The 20,423-nt window shown below is 63.1% G+C and carries 16 protein-coding genes; 8 read left to right on the top strand and 8 right to left on the bottom strand.

The window, feature by feature from the left end:
• The first annotated feature begins 186 nt into the window (after window positions 1–186).
• The 7 genes from D9M09_RS19375 to D9M09_RS19350 all read left to right on the top strand — a co-directional run bounded on the left by D9M09_RS19375 (window position 187) and on the right by D9M09_RS19350 (window position 11,285).
• The gene (locus D9M09_RS19375) at window positions 187–1,797 is read left to right on the top strand and encodes a ShlB/FhaC/HecB family hemolysin secretion/activation protein (protein ID WP_121670167.1); all 1,611 of its coding nucleotides are present in this window, start codon (window positions 187–189) and stop codon (window positions 1,795–1,797) included.
• A 16-nt stretch (window positions 1,798–1,813) separates the two neighbouring features.
• Window positions 1,814–6,904, top strand: coding sequence for a beta strand repeat-containing protein (locus D9M09_RS19370; protein ID WP_121671156.1), 5,091 nt, complete (start codon window positions 1,814–1,816; stop codon window positions 6,902–6,904).
• Between the two features lie 7 nt (window positions 6,905–6,911).
• A complete protein-coding gene (locus tag D9M09_RS30070; RefSeq protein ID WP_346428560.1) occupies window positions 6,912–7,274 on the top strand; it encodes a hypothetical protein in 363 nt (120 codons plus the stop codon).
• Window positions 7,220–7,636 carry a hypothetical protein gene (locus D9M09_RS30065; RefSeq protein ID WP_346428559.1) on the top strand — a complete coding sequence of 139 codons (417 nt, stop codon included), beginning with the start codon at window positions 7,220–7,222 and terminating at the stop codon, window positions 7,634–7,636. The genes D9M09_RS30070 and D9M09_RS30065 overlap by 55 nt, the downstream gene beginning before the upstream one ends.
• A gap of 72 nt (window positions 7,637–7,708) precedes the next feature.
• Window positions 7,709–10,114 carry a heavy metal translocating P-type ATPase gene (locus D9M09_RS19360; protein WP_121670166.1) on the top strand — a complete coding sequence of 802 codons (2,406 nt, stop codon included), beginning with the start codon at window positions 7,709–7,711 and terminating at the stop codon, window positions 10,112–10,114.
• A 1-nt stretch (window position 10,115) separates the two neighbouring features.
• Window positions 10,116–10,535: a Cu(I)-responsive transcriptional regulator gene (cueR, locus tag D9M09_RS19355; protein WP_070290544.1), complete on the top strand. Its 420-nt coding sequence runs from the start codon at window positions 10,116–10,118 to the stop codon at window positions 10,533–10,535.
• A gap of 21 nt (window positions 10,536–10,556) precedes the next feature.
• A complete protein-coding gene (locus tag D9M09_RS19350) occupies window positions 10,557–11,285 on the top strand; it encodes a glutathione S-transferase (RefSeq protein ID WP_205602270.1) in 729 nt (242 codons plus the stop codon).
• A 47-nt stretch (window positions 11,286–11,332) separates the two neighbouring features.
• Here the strand turns inward: D9M09_RS19350 and D9M09_RS19345 are convergent, their stop codons facing one another.
• The 3 genes from D9M09_RS19345 to yidD all read right to left on the bottom strand — a co-directional run bounded on the left by D9M09_RS19345 (window position 11,333) and on the right by yidD (window position 13,436).
• Window positions 11,333–11,533, bottom strand: coding sequence for a heavy-metal-associated domain-containing protein (locus D9M09_RS19345; RefSeq protein ID WP_070219128.1), 201 nt, complete (start codon window positions 11,531–11,533; stop codon window positions 11,333–11,335).
• Between the two features lie 82 nt (window positions 11,534–11,615).
• On the bottom strand, window positions 11,616–12,557 hold the full coding sequence (locus D9M09_RS19340; RefSeq protein WP_070311131.1) for a bestrophin family protein: 942 nt from the start codon (window positions 12,555–12,557) through the stop codon (window positions 11,616–11,618).
• A gap of 255 nt (window positions 12,558–12,812) precedes the next feature.
• A complete protein-coding gene (gene yidD / locus D9M09_RS19335; RefSeq protein WP_121671155.1) occupies window positions 12,813–13,436 on the bottom strand; it encodes a membrane protein insertion efficiency factor YidD in 624 nt (207 codons plus the stop codon).
• A gap of 115 nt (window positions 13,437–13,551) precedes the next feature.
• Between yidD and D9M09_RS19330 the strand changes: the two genes are divergently transcribed.
• A complete protein-coding gene (locus tag D9M09_RS19330) occupies window positions 13,552–14,919 on the top strand; it encodes an NAD-dependent succinate-semialdehyde dehydrogenase (protein WP_121670164.1) in 1,368 nt (455 codons plus the stop codon).
• 24 nt (window positions 14,920–14,943) lie between these two features.
• On the opposite strand, the gene D9M09_RS19325 is transcribed toward D9M09_RS19330, so the two are convergent.
• The 5 genes from D9M09_RS19325 to D9M09_RS19305 form a co-directional block, all read right to left on the bottom strand.
• Window positions 14,944–15,618, bottom strand: a complete 675-nt coding sequence (locus D9M09_RS19325) for a site-2 protease family protein (RefSeq protein ID WP_121670163.1) — start codon at window positions 15,616–15,618, stop codon at window positions 14,944–14,946.
• 139 nt (window positions 15,619–15,757) lie between these two features.
• On the bottom strand, window positions 15,758–17,569 hold the full coding sequence (locus D9M09_RS19320) for a PhoH family protein (RefSeq protein ID WP_121670162.1): 1,812 nt from the start codon (window positions 17,567–17,569) through the stop codon (window positions 15,758–15,760).
• 289 nt (window positions 17,570–17,858) lie between these two features.
• Window positions 17,859–18,329, bottom strand: a complete 471-nt coding sequence (locus D9M09_RS19315; protein ID WP_034750445.1) for a peroxiredoxin — start codon at window positions 18,327–18,329, stop codon at window positions 17,859–17,861.
• A gap of 75 nt (window positions 18,330–18,404) precedes the next feature.
• The gene (locus tag D9M09_RS19310) at window positions 18,405–19,364 is read right to left on the bottom strand and encodes a polysaccharide deacetylase family protein (RefSeq protein ID WP_070219135.1); all 960 of its coding nucleotides are present in this window, start codon (window positions 19,362–19,364) and stop codon (window positions 18,405–18,407) included.
• Complete coding sequence (locus tag D9M09_RS19305) at window positions 19,364–20,416, bottom strand: bifunctional UDP-4-keto-pentose/UDP-xylose synthase (protein ID WP_070219136.1); 1,053 nt, start codon at window positions 20,414–20,416, stop codon at window positions 19,364–19,366. The genes D9M09_RS19310 and D9M09_RS19305 overlap by 1 nt, the downstream gene beginning before the upstream one ends.
• Window positions 20,417–20,423: the final 7 nt, after the last annotated feature.

Below are 20,423 nucleotides of genomic sequence, written 5' to 3'. Positions count from 1 at the left end.
AGCGATTGCGGCATTTTTTACCATGGCGTGCGCATTGTTTGTTGCATTGCGATAAAAAACAGGGGGAAATGTTAGAAATTTCTGACTGGAAACTAAAAGCCGTCTAAAATTTGTCTTCAATCCATTGCCGGACATGCTGGCGCCTGCGGGCCGCGCGCTTGTCCGGTTACACAAGAAATCCTTCACATGACATATCGTTTGGTGCACCTGCTTGCGGGTTCCGCGCTGCTGTTCGCCGTCGGCGCCGCCGGCGCCGCTGTTTCCATGGATGACGCCGCGCCTGCCACGCAGGGCGACGGCGTGCCGCGCTTCGAGATCCGCCGCTTCGACGTCCAGGGCAATACCCTGCTCACGCCCGCGCAAGTGCAGGCCCTGCTGGCGCCCTACACGGGAGCGCAGCGCGATTTTTCCGACATCGCGCGCGCCGTCGAGGCGCTGGAGGGGGCTTACCGCGAGCGCGGTTACAGCGCCGTGCAGGTGCAACTGCCCGAGCAGGAACTGGAGCGCGGCGTGGTGCGCCTGAGCGTGCTGCAAACGCCGCTGGGCAAGCTTGCCATCGGCGGCAATACGCATGTGGACGAAGCCAACGTGCGGCGCGCCTTGCCGTCTCTTCGCGAAGGCGAGACGCCGAACTTGCCGGCCCTGTCGCAAAGCCTGAGGCTGGCCAATGAAAACCCGGCGCGCAAGATCGAAGTGCGGCTGCAAGCCGATGAACCGGCGGGCGCCATCGACGCCATCGTCACGGTGGCCGACGAAAAGCCCTGGAAAGCCATGCTCAACGTGGACAATACGGGCAACGCGCAAACGGGCAAGACGCACGTGGGCGTGGTGCTGCAGCATGCGAATCTGTTCGGCCTCGATCATGTCGCCAGCCTGCAATACACGAGCAGCCTGGAAAAGCCGGACAAGGTGGGCGTGTATGGCGCCGGCTACCACTTGCCGCTGTATGCGCTGGGCGACTCGATGGATTTTTTTGCCAGCTATTCGAACGTCGATTCGGGCAGCGTCTCGGCCGGCATTTTCGACCTGGCCGTCAGCGGCCAGGGCAGCATGGCCGGCATCCGCTACAACCAGAACTTTGCCCGCAGCGGCGATTTCGAACCCAAGCTCGTGTACGGCATCGACTACAAGGCTTACCGCAACAGCGTGCAGCTGTTCGGCATGGAACTGGGCGCCGACGTCACCGTGCATCCGCTCAGCGTCAGCTATATCGGCAACTGGACCTTGCCCACGGGCGAGACCAGCGTGGCGGTCACCTTCGCGCACAATATCCCTGGCGGCAAGCACGGCGCGCAAGCCGATTTCGACCGCGTGCGCGCGCACGCCAAGGCGGCCTACAACACGGTGCGCCTGAGCGCCAGTGCGGGACGCGTGCTGGCCGGCGACTGGCAATGGCGCGCGCTCGCCAACGCGCAGATCACGCCCGATGCGCTGGTGCCGGGCGAGCAGTTCGGCGCCGGCGGCGCCGCGTCCGTGCGCGGCTTTGCCGAGCGCGAGGTATCGAACGATTCGGGCGTCAACCTGAACCTGGAGCTGTACACGCCGAACTGGTGCGGCCAGGTGCTCGCTTACCAGTGCCGCGCGCTGGCGTTCTATGACACGGCCTGGCTGCGCCGCAACCATGCGCTGCCCGGCGAAAGCGCGTCGCAAGGCATCAGCAGCGGCGGCCTCGGCCTGCGTTTGCTGCTGAGCCGCTACGCCAATCTGCAACTCGATTACGCCCATGTCGTCAATGGCGGCGACACGGGACAGCGGGGCGCCAACCGCCTGCATTTCCGCCTCGCCTTAGCCTACTAGCATCAGGATGAACACCATGCACAACCACGTCCAGCACGCCTCCGCTTTCATCCTGACGCCCGCCTTTTCATTCCCGCTTGCGCCGCCCCTGCGCCGCACGGCGCTGGCACTGCTGCTGGCCGGCTGTTTCGGCGCCGCGCAGGCCAACCCCGCCTTGCCGCAGGTGGTCAACGGACAGGCCACGTTCAGCCAGCAGGGCAACATCTTTTCGATCACGAACACGCCCAACACCATCATCAACTGGCAGAGTTTTTCCATCCATGCGGGCGAAATCACGCGCTTCATCCAGCAAAGCGGCAATAGCGCCGTACTGAACCGCATTACGGGACAAGACCCCAGCAAGATCCTGGGCGCGCTCGAATCGAACGGCAAGGTCTTCCTGATCAACCCGAACGGCATCGTTTTCGGCCAGGGGGCGAAAGTGGACGTGAACGGGCTGGTCGCCTCCAGCCTGGGCATGACGAATGAGGATTTCCTGGCCGGCAAGCGCCAGTTCACGGCCGGCGGCGTGGCCGGCGGCGTCAGCAATGCGGGCATGATTAACGCGGGCAAGGGCGGGCAAGTGCTGCTGATCGCGCCGAACGTGGAAAACACGGGCATCATCACGGCGCCCAATGGCGAAGTGATCCTGGCGGCCGGGCGCAGCGTGCAGCTGGCCGACCCCGGCAATCCGCAATTGCGCGTACTGGTCTCTGCGCCGGCCGACCAGGCGCTGAACCTGGGCCAGATCATCGCCCAGGGCGGCAGCATCGGCATGGCCGGCGCGCTGGTCAGCCAGCGCGGCGTGCTCAACGCCAACAGCGCCGTCGTCGGCGAGAACGGCAGGATCGTGCTCAAGGCCAGCGGCAAGGCGCTGCTCGAAGCGGGCAGCGTCACCAGCGCCGCGGGCGCGGCCGGCACGGGCGGCCAGATTCAAGTGCTGGGCGAGCAAGTGGGTTTGCTGGGCAATGCAAAGGTCGACGCCAGCGGCGCGACTGGCGGCGGCACGGTCTTGCTGGGCGGTGATTACCAGGGCAAGAACGCGGCCGTGCACAATGCGCGGCAAGTACTCGTCGGCAAGGATGCCAGCGTCAATGCCGATGCGATTGTCAGCGGCAACGGCGGCAAGGTCATCGCCTGGGGCAATGAATCGGCCCAGGTGCACGGCAGCATTTCCGCGCGCGGCGGTGCGCAAGGCGGCGACGGCGGCTTCGTGGAAACGTCCGGCCATTACCTGGCCGTCGACGGCATCCGCGTCAATACCAGCGCGGCGCGCGGCAAGCGCGGAAACTGGCTGCTCGATCCGTATGATATCGACGTGGTGCAGGGACCGGGCGGCAACCTTGCCAATGTCGATCAGTTCAGCGATATGCCGTCGACCGGCAGCACCAGCATCGGCGCCGATACGATCTCCGGCGCCACCAGCGACGTTACCTTGCAAGCCCTGCATCGCATCAATTTCAGCAGTTCGGTGAACATGCTCAATTCCGGCGTCAGCCTGACCGCGCAGGCGGGCGAAACCATCAATGTCTACGCCGCCATCACCACCAACGGCGGCAATGTGACCCTGTCGGCGAATGACCCTGCTAGCACCAGCGGCAACTATGGCCCGGGATCGAACGTCAATCTGAACGCGGCCATTACCAGCAACGGCGGCAACATTTCGCTATCGGGCGCCAGCATCGAGGGCGCCGCCGCGGTCCATGTCGGCAACGGCAATCTGAGCTTGCGCGCGAATGACGCGCTGGGCGGCATCAATCTGTCGGGCGGCGCCGGCCAGCTTGCTGGCAACGGCATCGCCGGCCAGACGGTGACCCTGCAGGCCGACAATATTACCGTTGCCGGCGGCATCGACGTCGGCGGCACGGCGGGCGGCGCAAATGTCATCATCAAGCCCCTGAGCAGTGCGCGCAGCATCGACCTGGGCACCAAATCGGGTACGGCCCTCAGTTTGAACGCGGTTGAGCTGGCCGGCATCTCGGCCGCGTCGCTGACCATCGGCGACGGCACGAACACGGGCGGCTTGCGGATATCAGATGCGCTTGCCAGGAGCGGCGATCTGCACCTCAATTCCGGTTCCGCCATCACGGCCACGGGCGCCGTGACGGTGGGCGGCAGCTTTGTGCTCGACGGCGGCGCCTGGGTGCAAAACGCGGCGGCCCTGCCAGGATTTAGCGCCAGAAACTTCACCATCGGCAGCGGCGCCAGTTTCCTGCGCGTGGCCGGCGGCGACGGTGCCGCCACACCTTATCTGCTCGCCGATATCTATGGCTTGCAAGGCATCGCCAGCCTCGGTCTGGGCAACAGCTATCGCCTGGCCGGCAATATCGACGCCAGCGGCACGGCGAACTGGAACGATGGCCAGGGCTTTGTGCCGATCGCCGGCAGCGGCAGCGGTTTTTCCGGCGTGTTCGATGGCGGCGGATTTACGCTCAGCAATTTGAAAATCGACCGCAGCCTGGTGCCAGGACCGGCGGCAGGCCTGTTTGGCACCGTGCAGGGCGGCACCTTGCGCAACCTGACCCTGAGCGGCGGCAGCGTCACCGGCAGGGCGAACGTGGGCGCGCTGGCTGGCGAGGTCGTCAGCGGCACTATATCCGGCGTGAACAGCAGCGTCGCCGTCAGCGGCCAGCGCAATGTGGGCGGCCTGGTGGGCAGCAACGGCGGCGCCATCACGCTGTCGGCCAGCAGCGGCGCCGTCACCGGCGTCAATGCCGACAACGGCGGCGCCATCGGCGGCCTGGCGGGATCGAATGCGTCCGGCGCCAGCATCGCGACTTCGTACGCCACCGGCGTGGTGACGGGCGCGCGCGAGATGATCGGCGGCCTGGTCGGCAATAACCAGGGCGCGCTGAGCCAGTCTTATGCCACCGGCAATGTCAGCGGCGCGCGCAGCATCGGCGGCCTGGTGGGCTTGAACGGCGGCAGCATCGACGATGCATATGCCAGCGGCGCCGTGGGCCGGGCCGTTACTGCCGATCCCATCCTGTCCATGGAAAACATGGGCGGGCTGGTCGGTGAAAGCACGGGCAGCGTCAGCCATGTCTTCAGCAGCGGCGCCGTGAGCGGCGACGGCTACGCGTCCGTGGGCGCGGTGGCCGGCCGCGTGTCCGCCGGTTCCCCGTTCAGCTATGGCTTTTTCAATTATGAAACATCGCTGGTGCAGACCGGTGGCGGCGGCTCCAGCGGCCGCAGCACGGCGCAGATGCGGCAGCAGGGCAGCTTCAGCGACTACAATTTCAGCAGCGTGTGGCGCATTTACGAAGGCTACACGACGCCGATGCTGAAGGCTTTCCTCAAGCCGCTGCAAGTGAACCTCTCGGGCAATGCCACGGGCAAGGTCTACGATGGCCAGCTGGCCGCCTTCCTCGGTTCGATCGCCTATGTGGGATTGATCGACGGCGACACGGGCGTGAATGGCAGCCTCGGCTACGGCAGCAACGCGCGCAACGTGGGCAGCTATGCAGCGACGGGCCTGTGGTCGACCAAGTACGACATCACCATGGGCGGCACGACGACTTTCGCCATCACGCCGCGCACCCTCAACGTGCAATTTAACGGCGTCAACAAGGTCTATGACGGCACGACGGGCGCCGCGCTGGGTTTTGGCGATGACCGGGTTGCCGGTGACCGCCTGAACCTGTCGGCCCTGGCCAGCTTCAGCGACAAGAATGCGGGCGCGGGCAAGACGGTATTCGTGACGAACCTGAGCCTGGGCGGCGCCGATGCGGGTAATTACCTGCTGACCTCGACGGGCGGCACGACGCAGGCGACGATTGCGCAAAAACAATTGTCGACCTGGGTAGGCAGCGGCAGCGGCTTGTGGAGCGATGCGGCCAACTGGGACGGCGGCGTGGTGCCGGAAGGCGCGAACGTACTGGCTGTCGACTTTAGCAACAGCAAGGGCATCGTGACCTACAGCGCGGCGGCCGGCAACACCATCCTGAAAAACCTGACGGCGTCCGCAGGCTTACTGCTGACGGGCGGCAGCCTGACCCTCGGTGACAAGGCGCCGGATAGTTCCCTGCTGGCCAGCCTGGAAATCAACGGCGGCAACCTGTTGCTGAACGGCAGCCTGTCGGCGGACCGTTACGTGCAAGGCGGCGGCGTGTTGAGCGGCAATGGCAACTTGCTCGTCGCCAACAGCTTTAATCAGACTGCCGGCGCCATCCGGCTGGCAGGCCAGCTGGCCATCACGCAAGCGGCTGGCGACTTGCGCTTCGCCAGCCTGGCGGCCAACGATGTGCAGCTGAGCGCCTTGAACGGCGCCATCGGCCAGGACGGTGCGCTGCTCGCCAGCAGCCTGACCGTGCAGGCGCGCGACGGCATCGTGCTGAGTAATGCGGGCAATCAGGTCAGCAGTTTTAGCGCCAACAATCGTGCCGGGGGCGGCATTGCGCTGAACAATACCTCGGCGCCGGGCACCTTGGCCTTGGGAACGCTGACCACTGGCGCGGGCAATATCGCCATCGACAACACGGGCGGCGTCACGGCTGGCAATATCGATGCCAATGGCGGCAACGTCAGCGTGACGGCGCACAGCCCCGTTGCCGTCAACGGCAGGATCGCGGGCAATGACATCGCGCTCAATGCCGGCACGGACGTACTGCTGGGCGATGGCGCGCAACTGGTAGCGGCGCGCGACATCAGCCTGGCGGCGGGACGCGACATCAGTATCAAGGGCAACTCCCGCGTAGCCAGCGGCGGCAATTTTACCGCCAGCGCAGAAGGCAATGTGCTGTTTGCGGACACGGCAAGTTTCACTTTGCCGGCCGCTGCCAGCATGAGCGTGCTGGCGAAAACGGGCAGCATCACGGGCACGCAGGGCGTGCGCATCAATCGCCAGCGCACCAGCGTCGGCTTGCAGGCGCCGAATGGCACGGTCAGCATGGCGGATGCCATTTTCCTGCCCGTCACGACCGTCGAACAGCCCGTCATCATCAACGTCATCATCAATAACACATTGAACGTCATCAAGCAGGCCGACTATGCCAACGTCCCGCTCGTTTCCAAACTGCCGGCCAAGCCTGCTGACAAGGTACCGGACGACAAGGATGTTACCGCCTCCGCAGGTGACTCAACAGGACTTACAAAAAATGAATCTGTTAAAAAAATGTACTGCAATTAAGGCTTTCTTGTGGCTGGCCTTGATGTGCGTGGGCGCGCATGCCTGGGCCGGCCAGGTGGCCGGTACCGTCATGCAATTGAGTGGTCCGCTGATGGCGAAGAAGGCCGATGGCAAGGTGAAGATCCTGGCCATCAAGTCGGAAGTCGAGCAGGGCGACACCTTGCTGACGGAAAAGGAGACCTATGCCTTGATCAAGCTGATCGACAATAGCGAAATCACCTTGAAACCGAATACCAGTTTTGTGATCGAGCAATTCAGCTATACGGCCGAGGAGCCCGATGGCGACCACGCCATCTTCAGCCTGCTCAAGGGGGCTTGCGTTCCGTCACGGGGCTGCTGGGCAAGCGCAACAAGGAGCGCTTCGAGATGAAGACGCCGGCCGCCACCATCGGCATTCGCGGCACGACATTTATTGCCGAGTATATTGGCCCGTCGACGCCTGCACTGTTGACGCCTGTGCTGTCGGCGCCTGCATCGTCGATGCCTCGGGCTCCCGGCCTGTATGTGCAAGTGCTCGATGGCCTGATCAATTTGACCAATCCTGCCGACACACTCAATTTCAGCGCCGGCCAGTTCGGCTATACGCCGAATTTCCGGCAGCCGCCGGTGGTGCTGCCGGCCAATCCGGGCATAAAGTTTGCGCCGCCGCCCGTGTTCAATTCCAGCATGCCCCCGACCGCCAGCAGTACCACGCCCGGCAAGTCGAACAACGTCGACTGCGAAGTACGCTAAGTTTCGCTTGACCTTCCCATCATGGTAGGGACGATCCTGTAGACATCACCTCTTATCTACAGGATCCGCGCCATGCAGCCAGCTTCCCCTTATTTGCAATCGTTCACGGTCGAAGGCATGACCTGCGCCTCGTGCGCCGCCCGCGTTGAAAAGGCGCTGGCGGCCGTGCCGGGCGTGACCAGCGCCAGCATCAACCTGGCCACCGATACGGCCAGGGTGGCGTCCAGCCAGAACGTTCCGCTGGCCACCTTGCAGGCGGCGGTGGACAAGGCCGGCTATGCGGTGGCGCAGCGCGAGATCGACCTGAACATCGCCGGCATGACGTGCGCCTCGTGCGTGGGCCGGGTGGAAAAAGCCTTGCTGAAGGTGCCCGGCGTGCTGGCCGCCAGCGTCAACCTGGCCACGGAAAGCGCGCGCATCAAGGTGACGGGCGACGCCGATGCGGGCGTCCTGATCGCCGCCATCGACCAGGCCGGCTATGCCGCCACGGTGCCCGCCGCCAGCCACGCCAGCGCGCCCGCGGCGGCGCCCAACCGCGACGGCATGAAAGTGGCGTTCGCGGCCGTGCTGGCTTTCCCATTGATGCTGCCCATGCTGCTCGAGTGGGCCGGCATCCATTTGATGCTGCCCGGCTGGCTGCAATTCGCGCTGGCCACGCCCGTGCAGTTTTACTTTGGTGCGCGTTTCTACAAGGCGGGCTGGAAGGCGGCGCGCGCCGGCAGCGGCAATATGGATTTGCTGGTGGCGCTGGGCACGAGCGCCGCGTATGGCTTGTCCGTCTATCAATGGCTGACGGCGGGCGAGATGCTGCCGCACCTGTACTTTGAAGCGTCGGCCGTCGTCATCACGCTGGTGTTGCTGGGCAAATGGCTGGAAAGCCGCGCCAAGCGCCAGACGGCTTCGGCCATCCGCGCGCTGCAAGTCTTGCGCCCGGAGGCGGCCCGCGTGCGCCGCGACGGCGTCGAGCTCGATTTGCCCGTGGAACAGGTGAAAGTGGGCGACCTGGTGGTTATCCGCCCCGGTGAACGGGTGGCCGTCGATGGCGTGGTGGTGGAAGGCGCCAGCCAGGTCAACGAGTCGCTGATCACGGGCGAAAGCTTGCCGGTCGATAAGCATCCGGGCGACAAGGTGACGGGCGGCGCCATCAATGCCGATGGTTTGTTGCTGGTGCGCACGCAAGCCGTGGGCGGCGAGACGACCTTGTCGCGCATCATCCGCCTGGTGGAAGATGCGCAGGCGGCCAAGGCGCCGATCCAGCACCTGGTCGACAAGGTCAGTGCGATCTTCGTGCCCGTGGTGCTGTTGCTGGCGCTGCTGACCATGCTGGGCTGGTGGTTCGCTACCGGCGAACTGGAGAACGCCATCATCAATGCCGTGGCCGTGCTGGTCATCGCCTGCCCGTGCGCACTGGGCCTGGCCACGCCGACGGCCATCATGGCCGGCACGGGCGTGGCTGCCCGTTACGGCATCCTGATCAAGGATGCGGAAGCGCTGGAAGTGGCGCACGCCGTCAATACCGTCGTGTTCGACAAGACGGGCACCTTGACTATCGGCAAGCCCGCCCTGGCGGCCCTGCATGCGCACGGCATCGACGATGCCCGGCTGCTGCAGCTGGCGGCCAGCATCCAGCGTGGCAGCGAGCACAGCCTGGCTACGGCCGTGCTGGATGCGGCGGCCGCGCGCCACGTCGAGCCCTTGCCGGCCACGGCCCTGGCGGCCTTGCCGGGCCGTGGCCTGGCGGCGCATGTCGACGGCCTGGACCTGAAACTGGGCAGCACGCGCCTGATGCAGGAGTTAAACGTGGACATGGCGCCGCTGGCGGCACAGGCCTTGTCGCTGGAAAACACGGGTAATACGATCTCGTGGCTGGCTTCGGAATCGGAGCTGCTGGGCCTGTTCGCCTTCAGCGACCAGGTCAAGCCGAATGCGCAGGCGGCTATTGCCCATTTGCACAGCCTGGGCATCCGCACGGTGATGTTGACCGGGGATAACCAGGGCAGCGCCGACGCCGTCGGCAAGCTGCTGGGCATCGACACGGTGGCGGCGAAAATGCTGCCGGCCGATAAAACCGCTAAAATTGTTGCGCTGAAAGGCGAGGGCGCGAAGGTGGCCATGGTGGGCGACGGCATCAACGATGCGCCCGCGCTGGCCGCTGCCGACGTGGGCATCGCCATGTCGACGGGCACGGACGTGGCCATGCATGCGGCCGGCATCACGCTGATGCGCGGCGATCCGGCCCTGGTGGCGGACGCCATCGATATCTCGCGCCGCACCTACAGCAAGATACGGCAGAATCTGTTCTGGGCCTTCATTTACAACCTGATCGGCATTCCGCTGGCCGCCTTCGGCTTGCTCAACCCCATGGTGGCGGGCGCGGCGATGGCCTTCAGTTCCGTCAGCGTGATCAGCAATGCCCTGTTGCTGCGCCGCTGGAAAGCCCGCAGTCATGCAGGCAGCGCGCATACCAAGGAGTCATAGGATGAATATCGGCCAGGCAGCCAGTGAAACGGGCGTATCGGCAAAAATGATACGCTACTACGAGAGTATTTCATTGTTAAAACCCAGCGCGCGCAGCGACGCCGGCTACCGCATCTACACGCCGAACGACTTGCACGCCTTGCGCTTCATCAAGCGCGGGCGGGGACTGGGTTTTTCGCTGGAACAGATCCGCGAGCTGCTGTCGTTGTGGCAAAACGACCAGCGCGCCAGCGCGGACGTGAAAGGCATCGCCCTGGCCCACGTCGCCGAGCTCGACAAGCGCATCGCCGAACTGACGGAAATGCGCGACACGCTGGCTCACCTGGCGCAGTCGTGCCATGGCGATGACAAGCCCGATTGCCCCATCCTGCAAAGCCTGGGGCTGGCCGGTGAAACGGAAGCGAAGGCTTGCTGCCATTGAGTTAAATCAACGGAGGTGCGTATGGCGTATGAACTGTATTACTGGCCCACGATACAGGGACGCGGCGAATTCATCCGCCTGGCCCTGGAAGAGGCGGGCGCCGACTACCGCGACATCGCCCGTTTGCCTGAACGCAAGGGGCAAGGCGTTCCCGCCATGCTGGCCTGCCTCGATGGCGGTGCTACGCCACAGGCCGCCTACGCACCGCCCGTGCTGCGCGACGGCGACATGCTGATCGGCCAGACGACGAATATCCTCTTGTATCTGGGCCGGCGCCTGGGCTTGGCGCCGCGCGCGGAAAGCGGCCGTTTATGGCTGAACCAGCTGCAACTGACCATGGCCGACTGGCTGACGGAAGTGCACGACACGCACCATCCGCTGTCGATGAATCAATATTATGAGGAACAGAAACAGGCGGCCATGCTGCGCAGCGCGGATTTCCGCGAAACACGGCTGCCGAAATTCCTCGATTATTTTACCCAGGTCCTGCTGAATAATCGCAGCCGGGGCCAGTATCTGGTGGGCGCAAAGCTCACGTATGGCGACCTGTCGCTGTTCCAGATGCTGGCCGGCTTGCGTTATGCGTTTCCGCAAGCCATGGCGCGCCTGGCACCCGAATATCCGTTCCTGTCCGAGCTGCACGATATGGTGGCGGCGCGGCCGAACATCGCCCGCTACCTGCAGTCGAAGCGCAGAATTGCATTCAATGAGGAAGGCATCTTCCGCCACTATCCCGAGCTGGACGGATAAAAAAACAGCCGGCGCAAAGGCCGGCTGTCGTAATGCTGTTGTGGCTGTTACTGCGCGCTGGTAACGGGGTAGCCCGCCTCCACGATGGCGGCGCTGATGGCGCCCAGTTCGGCGGGTGATTCCACCGTGACGCGCTTGCTGGCCAGGTCGATCTGCACCTGGGCTTGCGGATCGATGGCCTGCACCGCTTTCGTGACCGAGCCGACGCAATGGCCGCAGCTCATGTTTTCAACTTGTAACTGATACATGGCAAGCACTCCTTGAATGATTAGGTACGTTCACTGTAATCCTTGCCCCGGTGGGAAGGTCAAGGGGAAGCTGGCGTGCGCATTAATTCAGCAGGAAATCGTCCGCTTGCATGGGCGGCGGCACGTTCTCGTCCTGCACGGATTCACGCAAGCTGATTTCGATGGCGCGGCACATGGCCGACAGCGGCAGGTCGTTGGCGTCTTCGCCGAACGGCTCCTCGATCTCGTCGCCCAGGGCATCGAGGCCAAAGAAAGTGTAGGCAACGATGGCGACGACGAAGGGCGTCATGAAGCCTAGCGAATCGACGAGGCCGAACGGCAGCAGGAAGCAGTACAGATAGGCTGTGCGGTGCAGCAACAGCGAATACGAAAACGGAATCGGCGTGCTGCGGATGCGTTCGCACGACGCGCCCGCCGCTACCATGGCCGAAACCGTGTTATCGATCTGTGCGGTGAGGATGCTGTCGATGCGGCCTTGCCGGACACAGTCGGCCAGGTCGTGGCCCATCTGCAGCATCAGGTAGTCCGATGGATTCGATGCCTGGCAAGCCGCTTCCCATTCGGCCGGGCGCAGCAGCGGCTGCAAGTCGGCCGGTCCGCGCGTGTCGCGCAGCTGGTGGCGCAGGGCGTGGCAAAAGGCGATGGTGCGGTAAATCATGCGCACGCGCACATCTTCCAGGCCCAGCCTCGCGTGGGCCGGCGTGTCGCCGCGTATCATGGTCTGGCACTGGCGCGAGAAATTACGGCTGCGCAAGACCAGTTCGCCCCACAGCTTGCGCGCTTCCCAGTAGCGGTCATAGGCGGCCGTGTTGCGAAAGCCCAGGAAGATGGCCAGCGGCAAGCCGATCAGCGTAAACGGGATGGTGGTCAAGATCACCTTGTGGTCGAACAAGGTACCGTGGCACCAGGTGACGAGGGTGGCGATCAGGGTATTGACGATGAGCGTGGTGCGGATGCGCGGCAGGACGGAGCCGCGCACCACGAGGAACAGCCTTAGCGCCGAAGGGCGCTCGCGCACGATCATGCTGCGCTCCTTGCTGGGGGCTGGGCTGGCGGGGAAGGGCGGGCCCGGTAATCGGTAAAAGAGGAAAGATGCAGTGGCAATGGCCGGGAACAAAAAGCCCGCGATGTATGCGGGCTGAGCAGGGTGTGCATGGGAAGCAGTGTAGGGGAGACGGTTTAAGTATAGGCCGCCGATCCGTTTCCAGCCAATTCACAGTGATAATGGGTATTATTCATTTCATGAATGAATATTTCATTTGTAAGTTATTGTGTGAATTTAGCTATCCGATTCCTGTCGCTGCCTGATCTTCTTGCGGTGTTCTTCCTGCTGCCGTTTCAGTGCGGCACTGGCCGTATAGCCGTTGCGGAACCACGCCGGGTTCTTGCCGCGGCCCGGCCGGGAGCAATCAGCCAGGCTGGCCACGTCGGCGCAGTCGCAAGCGCAGTCCAGCAGAGGTACGTCGCAGTCGCAAAATCCCGCCTGGGCCTGGCGGCGCGCACTGCGCCGCGTCTGCGGATGCAGCGCCAGGTATCGGCGATGGTGTTCGCCGCAGGCGCGCAGACGCCGTTGCAGCAGCGCCAGTCCGGCGCGCAAGCCGTGACGCGCGATGACCTTGTAGCCATAGGCGGAGCAGCTGTCGCGCCCCGTCAGCACGCGGTAGGCGCAGCGAAATCCTTTCCAGGGAGATAGATGGCGCTGGTAGACGCGGATCGCCCACAGGACCAGGTGCTTGCCGCAGGTGTCGAAGGTGAAAATATTGCTTCCTTTGCCGTTTGCCTTGCGGCACTGACTCGAGCATACGACAGGTCTGCAAAAAAGAATAGCGGCAAGCCCGCATGCATGGGACACGTGGCAAAGAGAGAGAGAGAGAGAGAGGCCGGTGCCTGCCGTGCTCGCCATGCCGCCTGCGGCCATTCGCCGCTATGTTCGCGTGCGTACTGTCGCGCGGCGCGTCCGCCAGCATACTGCCCAGCTACCCCACGCAGTCCCGGGGTGCCAAGACCAAGGAAACCAGATGAGCTATCAGACCACGAATCCCTACAGCGAACAGATCGAGCAGACCTTCACATCGCATAGCGATGCGCAAATGGACAATATACTGGCCCAGGCAGCCACTGCTTTCGAGAGCGACTGGCGCCAGCGCAGCTTTGCCGAGCGCAAGGCAGTCGTCAAGAAAGCGGCCATGCTGCTGAAGGAACAAGGCGATGCCTTCGCCAAGCTGATCACCGTGGAAATGGGCAAGCTGTTCAAGGAAGCGCAGCAGGAAGTGTCGCTGTGCGTGAAAATCCTCGACTACTACGCGGATAATGCTGAGCAATTTCTCGCTCCCAAACAACTAGACGTCAAGCGCGGCGAGGCCCGCGTGGAAATCGCGCCGCTGGGCGTGATCTTCTGCGTCGAGCCGTGGAATTTCCCGTATTACCAGCTGGCCAGGGTCGCGGGTCCGAATTTGATGGCGGGCAATACCCTGGTAGTGAAACACGCGTCCAACGTGCCCCAGTGCGCACTGGCCTTTGAAAAACTGTTCCTTGACGCGGGCGCGCCGGCAGGCGCCTACAGCAACGCATTCTTGTCCAGCGAGCAAGTGGCCACCGCCATTGCCGACCCGCGCGTGCAGGGCGTGGCGCTGACGGGCAGCGAGCGTGCCGGCGCCTCCGTGGCGGCCACGGCCGGCAAGGCCCTGAAGAAAACCACGATGGAACTGGGCGGCAGCGACGCCTTCATCGTCCTGGACGACGCCGACATGGACCTGGCCGTCAAGCTGGCCGTCATCGGCCGCATCCAGAATGCGGGCCAGGTGTGCGACGGCTCGAAACGCTTTATCCTGCTCGACAGCATTGCCGATACCTTTGTCGAGCGCTTCCAGGCCGAACTGGCCAAGCTGCAGCCAGGCGACCCGATGGATCCCGCCACGACCCTGGCGCCGCTGTCGAGCAAATCGGCGCTGGAGCTGGCCGTCAAGCAAGTCGGCCAGGCCGTGGAAGGCGGCGCGAAAGTGCTGCTGGGCGGCAAGCGCATTGAGCGTGCCGGCTACTTCATGGCACCGACCATCCTCACCGAAGTCACGCCTGGCAATCCCGTCTACTACCAGGAATTCTTTGCCCCCGTCGCCATGATTTTCCGCGTCAAGGATGACGACGCGGCGATCGCCCTGGCCAACGATTCTCCCTTCGGCCTCGGTGGCACCATCATCACGGCAGACGTCGCGCGCGGCAAACGCCTGGCCAGCCGCATCGACACGGGCATGGTATTCATCAACTCGCCCGCCGTCACGGCGCCTGAACTGCCATTTGGCGGCGTGAAACATTCGGGTTACGGCCGCGAATTGTCCGACCTGGGCATCATGGAATTCGTCAACCGCAAGCTGGTGCTGGTCGGCTGACCGGGCGACCTTGGGGGCGTTTCCTTACGCCCCCAGCGCCTGCCAGCCATACCAGCCGAACGCCGCTGCCCACGCCAGCAAGATCGCCAGCCCCGGCAGCAACAGCCATTTTGCTGCCGTCTCTTCCCACGTCACATACGGCTTGCCGCCGCGCGCGATGGACAGCAGCGCCTGGCCCCCATTCAGACCGGCAAACGGCAGCAGATTAAAGGCGCACAGTTTCAGCGAGAACAGGGCGAACACCAGTGCAAAACCATGCGTGCGGGCAAATGTTTCCCCTTCACCCAGCAATTCCTGCGCCCTCGACAACGGCGCCAGCGCGCCAGCGACGATGTGCCCGAAGGCGGCGATAAAGCGCTCCCAGCCCGAGGCTCCCATGATGCCCAGTGACAAGGCCAGCAGCACGGCCACGCCGCTCAATGGCAGCAGGACCTGCTTCCACAGCGGCTGGAAGTTGTAGGCGTCAAGGCAGGGATCGTCGTCATACAAAGTTTCCTCACGCGTATCTTTCAGCACCAGATTGCCGGCCAGCGGCAGCAGCTTGACGCGCACTTTGCCCCAGGTCAGCAGGGTGGGACCGACGCCGTAGCTGATGCTGCGCACCGTGATGCCGAACAGCCTGGCGCAGGCCGCCATGACGGAAATGTGGATGAGCATGAAAACGATGAAGCAGAGCAGCAACTGCAGGGCGGGAGGCATGGGGCGGGTTGTCCAGGAAGAAAGGAGCGGTATTAGAACATGCCGCAGGAAAAAGTCGCGCACATGAAAAAAGCCCCGTCTGCATCGCTGCAGCCGGGGCTTTTGCATGACTGGGGCAGCTGACGCCGCCCGCTACAATTTACAGCACTTCGCTGGCGTGGTCGGCCAGGCGCGAACGCTCGCCGCGGGCCAGGGTGACGTGGCCGCTGTGGGTCCAGCCCTTGAAGCGGTCGACCACGTAGGTCAGGCCGCTCGAGCCTTCCGTCAGGTACGGCGTGTCGATCTGGGCGATGTTGCCCAGGCACAGGATCTTCGTGCCGGGACCGGCGCGCGTGACCAGGGTCTTGACCTGTTTTGGCGTCAAGTTTTGCGCTTCATCGATGATGAGGAACTTGTTGACGAACGTGCGGCCGCGCATGAAGTTGAGCGACTTGATCTTGATGCGCGAGCGGATCAGGTCTTGCGTTGCCGCGCGGCCCCATTCGCCGCCATCGGAGTCGGACTTGTTCAGCACTTCCAGGTTGTCGTCGAAGGCGCCCATCCATGGCGACATCTTTTCTTCTTCCGTGCCTGGCAGGAAACCGATGTCTTCGCCGACGGGCACCGTCACGCGGGTGACGATGATTTCATTGTAGAGCTTGGTTTCCAGCACTTGCGCCAGGCCGGCGGCCAGGGCCAGCAGGGTCTTGCCGGTACCGGCCTGACCCAGCAGGGTGACGAAATCGCATTCCGGATTCATCAGCAGGTTCAGCGCGAAGTTCTGCTCGCGGTTGCGCGCCGTCACGCCCCACACATTGTTCTTCGTGTGGCTGAAGTCGCGCAGGGTTTGCAGCACTGCCGTCTTGCCGTTGATCTGCTTCACCTGGCCGTAGAACGGCGTTTCGCCGTTTTTCGGTTCCAGGTAGATGAACTGGTTGACCAGCAACGATGGAATGAACGGGCCCGTCACGCGGTAGAAGGTGGAGCTGTAGCCGTTCTTGCTTTCCTGCCACGATTCCATGTCCTTGCCGTGCTTGTTCCAGAAGTCGTCCGGCAATTGCACGATGCCCGAGTACAGCAAGTCCGTGTCTTCCAGCACATGGTCGTTGAAGTAATCTTCGGCCGGCAAGCCCAGGGCGCGCGCCTTGATGCGCATGTTGATGTCTTTCGACACCAGCACGACGGGGCGGCCTTCCTGTTCCGACTCGAGCGAACGCACGACGGCCAGGATCTGGTTGTCGGCCTTGCCCACTGGCAAGCCTACCGGCAGGTCGGCGCTTTGCAAACGCGTCTGGAAGAACAGACGGCCCTTGGCGTCCTTGTTGCCCAGCTTGGACAGCAGGATGCCGTGTTCGATGGCGTCGTCATCCGTGTTGCTGATCAGGGCATCGAGCGTGCGCGACACCTGGCGCGCATTGCGGGCCACTTCCGTCATGCCCTTTTTGTGGTTGTCCAGCTCTTCCAGGGTCATCATCGGCAGGTACACATCGTGTTCCTCGAAGCGGAACAGCGACGATGGATCGTGCATCAGCACGTTCGTGTCGAGCACGAACAGCTTGCTGATGCCGCGCTGATCGGCGGCGCGGCTGGCGGACGACTTGAGCTGCACTTCCACAGGCTTGTGCTTGGCCGGATGCGGCTGCTCTGCCTGCTTGACGGGCTTGATTGGCGTGACCTTGCCTTTTGCCGCCGGCTTGGCTTTCGCTGCAGGCGCGGCAACGGCGGCAGGCGCGGCCGCAACCGGCGCCGGGGCTGGCACTGGCTTGGCGACCATCAGGGCCGCCACTTGCTTGATCTTCGTGGCCGCATTGCGGACCGGTTTGGCAACTTCGGCGATCGCCGCTTCAATGATCGGTGCAGCCACTTTCTTGGCTGCCGGGGTTTTGGTGGCCGGGCGCGCTGCGCCTGCGGTTGGGTAATCTTGGGTGGCCAGGATGGTGGCTGGCTTGCTCGGTAATTTTGGCAGTGGCATCAGGATCTCAATCAAAAAATTTCTGGAATGAATCGCCCATGGGCAGCCAGCTTCTGGCGGCACTTCTCATGGGGTGGATGCGGGGGAACAACAATGCTACAGGACGAATAACTGCCGGGAGGCCGGCAGCATGGCCGGTCATGGACGCCATCGGCGGGCTGCAGGCCCGTCTGGCGGAGTGGATGGAGGCGCTTCGTTGACTCAAAATGGCGATAGGTACCGTGAACTGAACTGCGGTTGAACCAGACTTGCTGGAAGCCGACAACGCGCATTGGATCAAAATGAACGATCAATTCAGATGCGCTACGAATTCCAGCACTTCTTCCACGTGAGTTGCGACCTTCACGCCTCTCCATTCTTTCACCAATCGGCCCTGGGCGTCAATCACAAACGTACTGCGCTCGACGCCGCGTACGGTCTTGCCGTACATCTGTTTCATCTTCATGACGTTAAACAGCAGGCAAACGGCTTCGTCCGGGTCGGAAATGAGCTCGAACGGCAGCTCCAGCTTGGCTTTGAAGCTTTCGTGCGAGCGCAGGGAATCGCGGCTGATGCCGTAGATTTCCACGCCGGCGGCGACAAATTGCGGATACGCGTCACGGAAGGCGATGTTTTCAGTGGTGCAGCCAGGGGTGTTGTCCTTCGGATAGAAAAACAGTACCGTGGCCTTGGCCGGGCGGCCCAGCAACTGAAAGGTCTTGCCGCTGGTCATGGCGGCACTAAAGTCGGGTATGCTAACGAGGGATTGGCTATCAGCCACAGGTTCTCTCCTGAACGGTGATCATCAGCGCTGGTTTTTAATCTGGCAACGCATCCAGGTGCAACAATACAGCATTCAGGCCGCTTTGCCCTGCACAATCAGGCGTCCCGAACGCCCGGGCAACTCATCCCAGGTGATGGGGCAAATTGGCAAGTCCGCATCTTTTATCTTTTCATAATAATCGCCCATCGCCGCAAACTGGTAGCCCTGGGCTTTCCAGCCAGTCAGCAGTTGTTCGAAAATGGGGGCGAGTTTCTGTCCTTCAAGTTCCGCATGCAAGGTATACACATGATCGCGCGGGTTGTCCGCCGTCAGTGACAGGATATGCGCGGCAACATTGCCGGTGGTGATCAGCTTGCCGTCGATTTCGCAGCCCAGCAGTTCGTCCAGGGTGGGCAGGGTGGTGGGCAATTGCACGCAGCGCAGGATGGTGTTGCCATTGCGCACGCGGTGCGGGCCATTGCCCGGATGCACCATTGCGCCGCGCGCGTCGAGCATGGCGCGGCCATCGGAGGCAAAGCGGTAGCCGGCCGTGTCGTGCTCGACAAAGGCGCTGACATTCATTTGCCAGCCGGCCGCGCCGTGCGTGTGCGGCTTGCTGCCGAACACCTGTTCGTAGCGGTTGGCGGCCTTGCGCATCATGGTAATGGTCCAGGCGGCGTTGCGCTTGGCCACATTGTCTTGCCACAGGGTGTGATCCCAGGTGTGGATGCCGCACTCGAAACCGGCATCGCGCACGGCGCGCAATTGCGCCGCGCACTGCTTGCCGATATCGGGTCCCGGCAGCAAGGTGCCGTACATCAATGTTTTCAAGCCGTAGTGCTCGACCACCGACGTGCGCGACACCTTGCTGAAAAAGCCGGGCCGCAAGGCGCGCCGCAGGGCCCAGCCCGTGTGGTCGGGGCCCAGCGAGAACAGAAAGGTGGCCTTGGCCTGGTGCGCGGCCAGCATGCGCACCAGATTGCCCATGCCTTCACGGGTGCCGCGATAGGTATCGACGTCGATTTTCAGGGTCAGGAACGGCTTGCTCAACATTAATCCATCAAGGCTTTGGCTTGGGCTACCTGGCTGCGGTAGGCGTCGAAAATATTGCGCAGGGAATCGGCCATGGTGGTGGTCGGCGCCCAGCCCAGCTCTTCGCAGGTATTCGTGATTTTCGGCACGCGGTTCTGCACGTCCTGGTAGCCGGCGCCGTAGTAGGCACCCGAAGTCGTTTCCACGATGTTCACGTGTTTCGCGCCTTCGGCGTATTCCGGGTACTCGGCGGCCAGGGTCAGCATCATGCCGGCCAGGTCGCGGATCGAATAGTTATTGGTCGGATTGCCAATGTTGTAGATCTTGCCGCTGGCGATGCCGTTCTTGTTGGCGATGATGCGGATCAGCGCATCGATGCCGTCGTCGATATAGGTGAACGCGCGTTTCTGCGCGCCGCCGTCGACCAGCGAGATGTTTTCGCCGCGCACGATGTGGCCGAAGAATTGCGTCACCACGCGCGAGGAACCTTCTTTCGGCGTGTGGATCGAGTCCAGGCCCGCGCCGATCCAGTTGAATGGACGGAACAGGGTGAAGTTCAAGCCTTCCATGCCGTAGCCCCAGATCACGCGGTCCATCAGCTGCTTGGCGTTCGAATAGATCCAGCGCGGCTTGTTGATCGGGCCGCAGATCAGTTCCGAGTTTTCCGGATCGAATTCCTCGTCATGGCACATGCCATACACTTCCGAGGTCGACGGGAAGACCAGGTGCTTGCCGTACTTGGCGGCCGAGCGCACGATAGGCAGGTTGGCTTCGAAGTCCAGTTCGAACACGCGCAACGGCTGCTTGACGTAGGTCGACGGCGTGGCGATGGCCACCAGCGGCAGGATCACGTCGCATTTCTTGACGTGGTACTCGACCCATTCCTTGTTGATCGTGATGTCGCCTTCGAAGAAGTGCATGCGCGACTTGTAGTTGTCATCTTCCAGCAATTCCGTGATGCGGTCCGTGTTCATGTCCATGCCGTAGACATGCCAGTCGGTGGTTTCCAGGATGCGCTTGGACAGGTGGTGGCCGATGAAGCCGTTGACGCCTAAGATGAGGACTTTTTTCATATGAGAT

The sequence above is a fragment of the Janthinobacterium agaricidamnosum genome, from assembly GCF_003667705.1.
In the GTDB taxonomy this organism is placed as follows: domain Bacteria; phylum Pseudomonadota; class Gammaproteobacteria; order Burkholderiales; family Burkholderiaceae_D; genus Janthinobacterium.
This window is presented reverse-complemented; position numbering and strand designations above follow the sequence as displayed.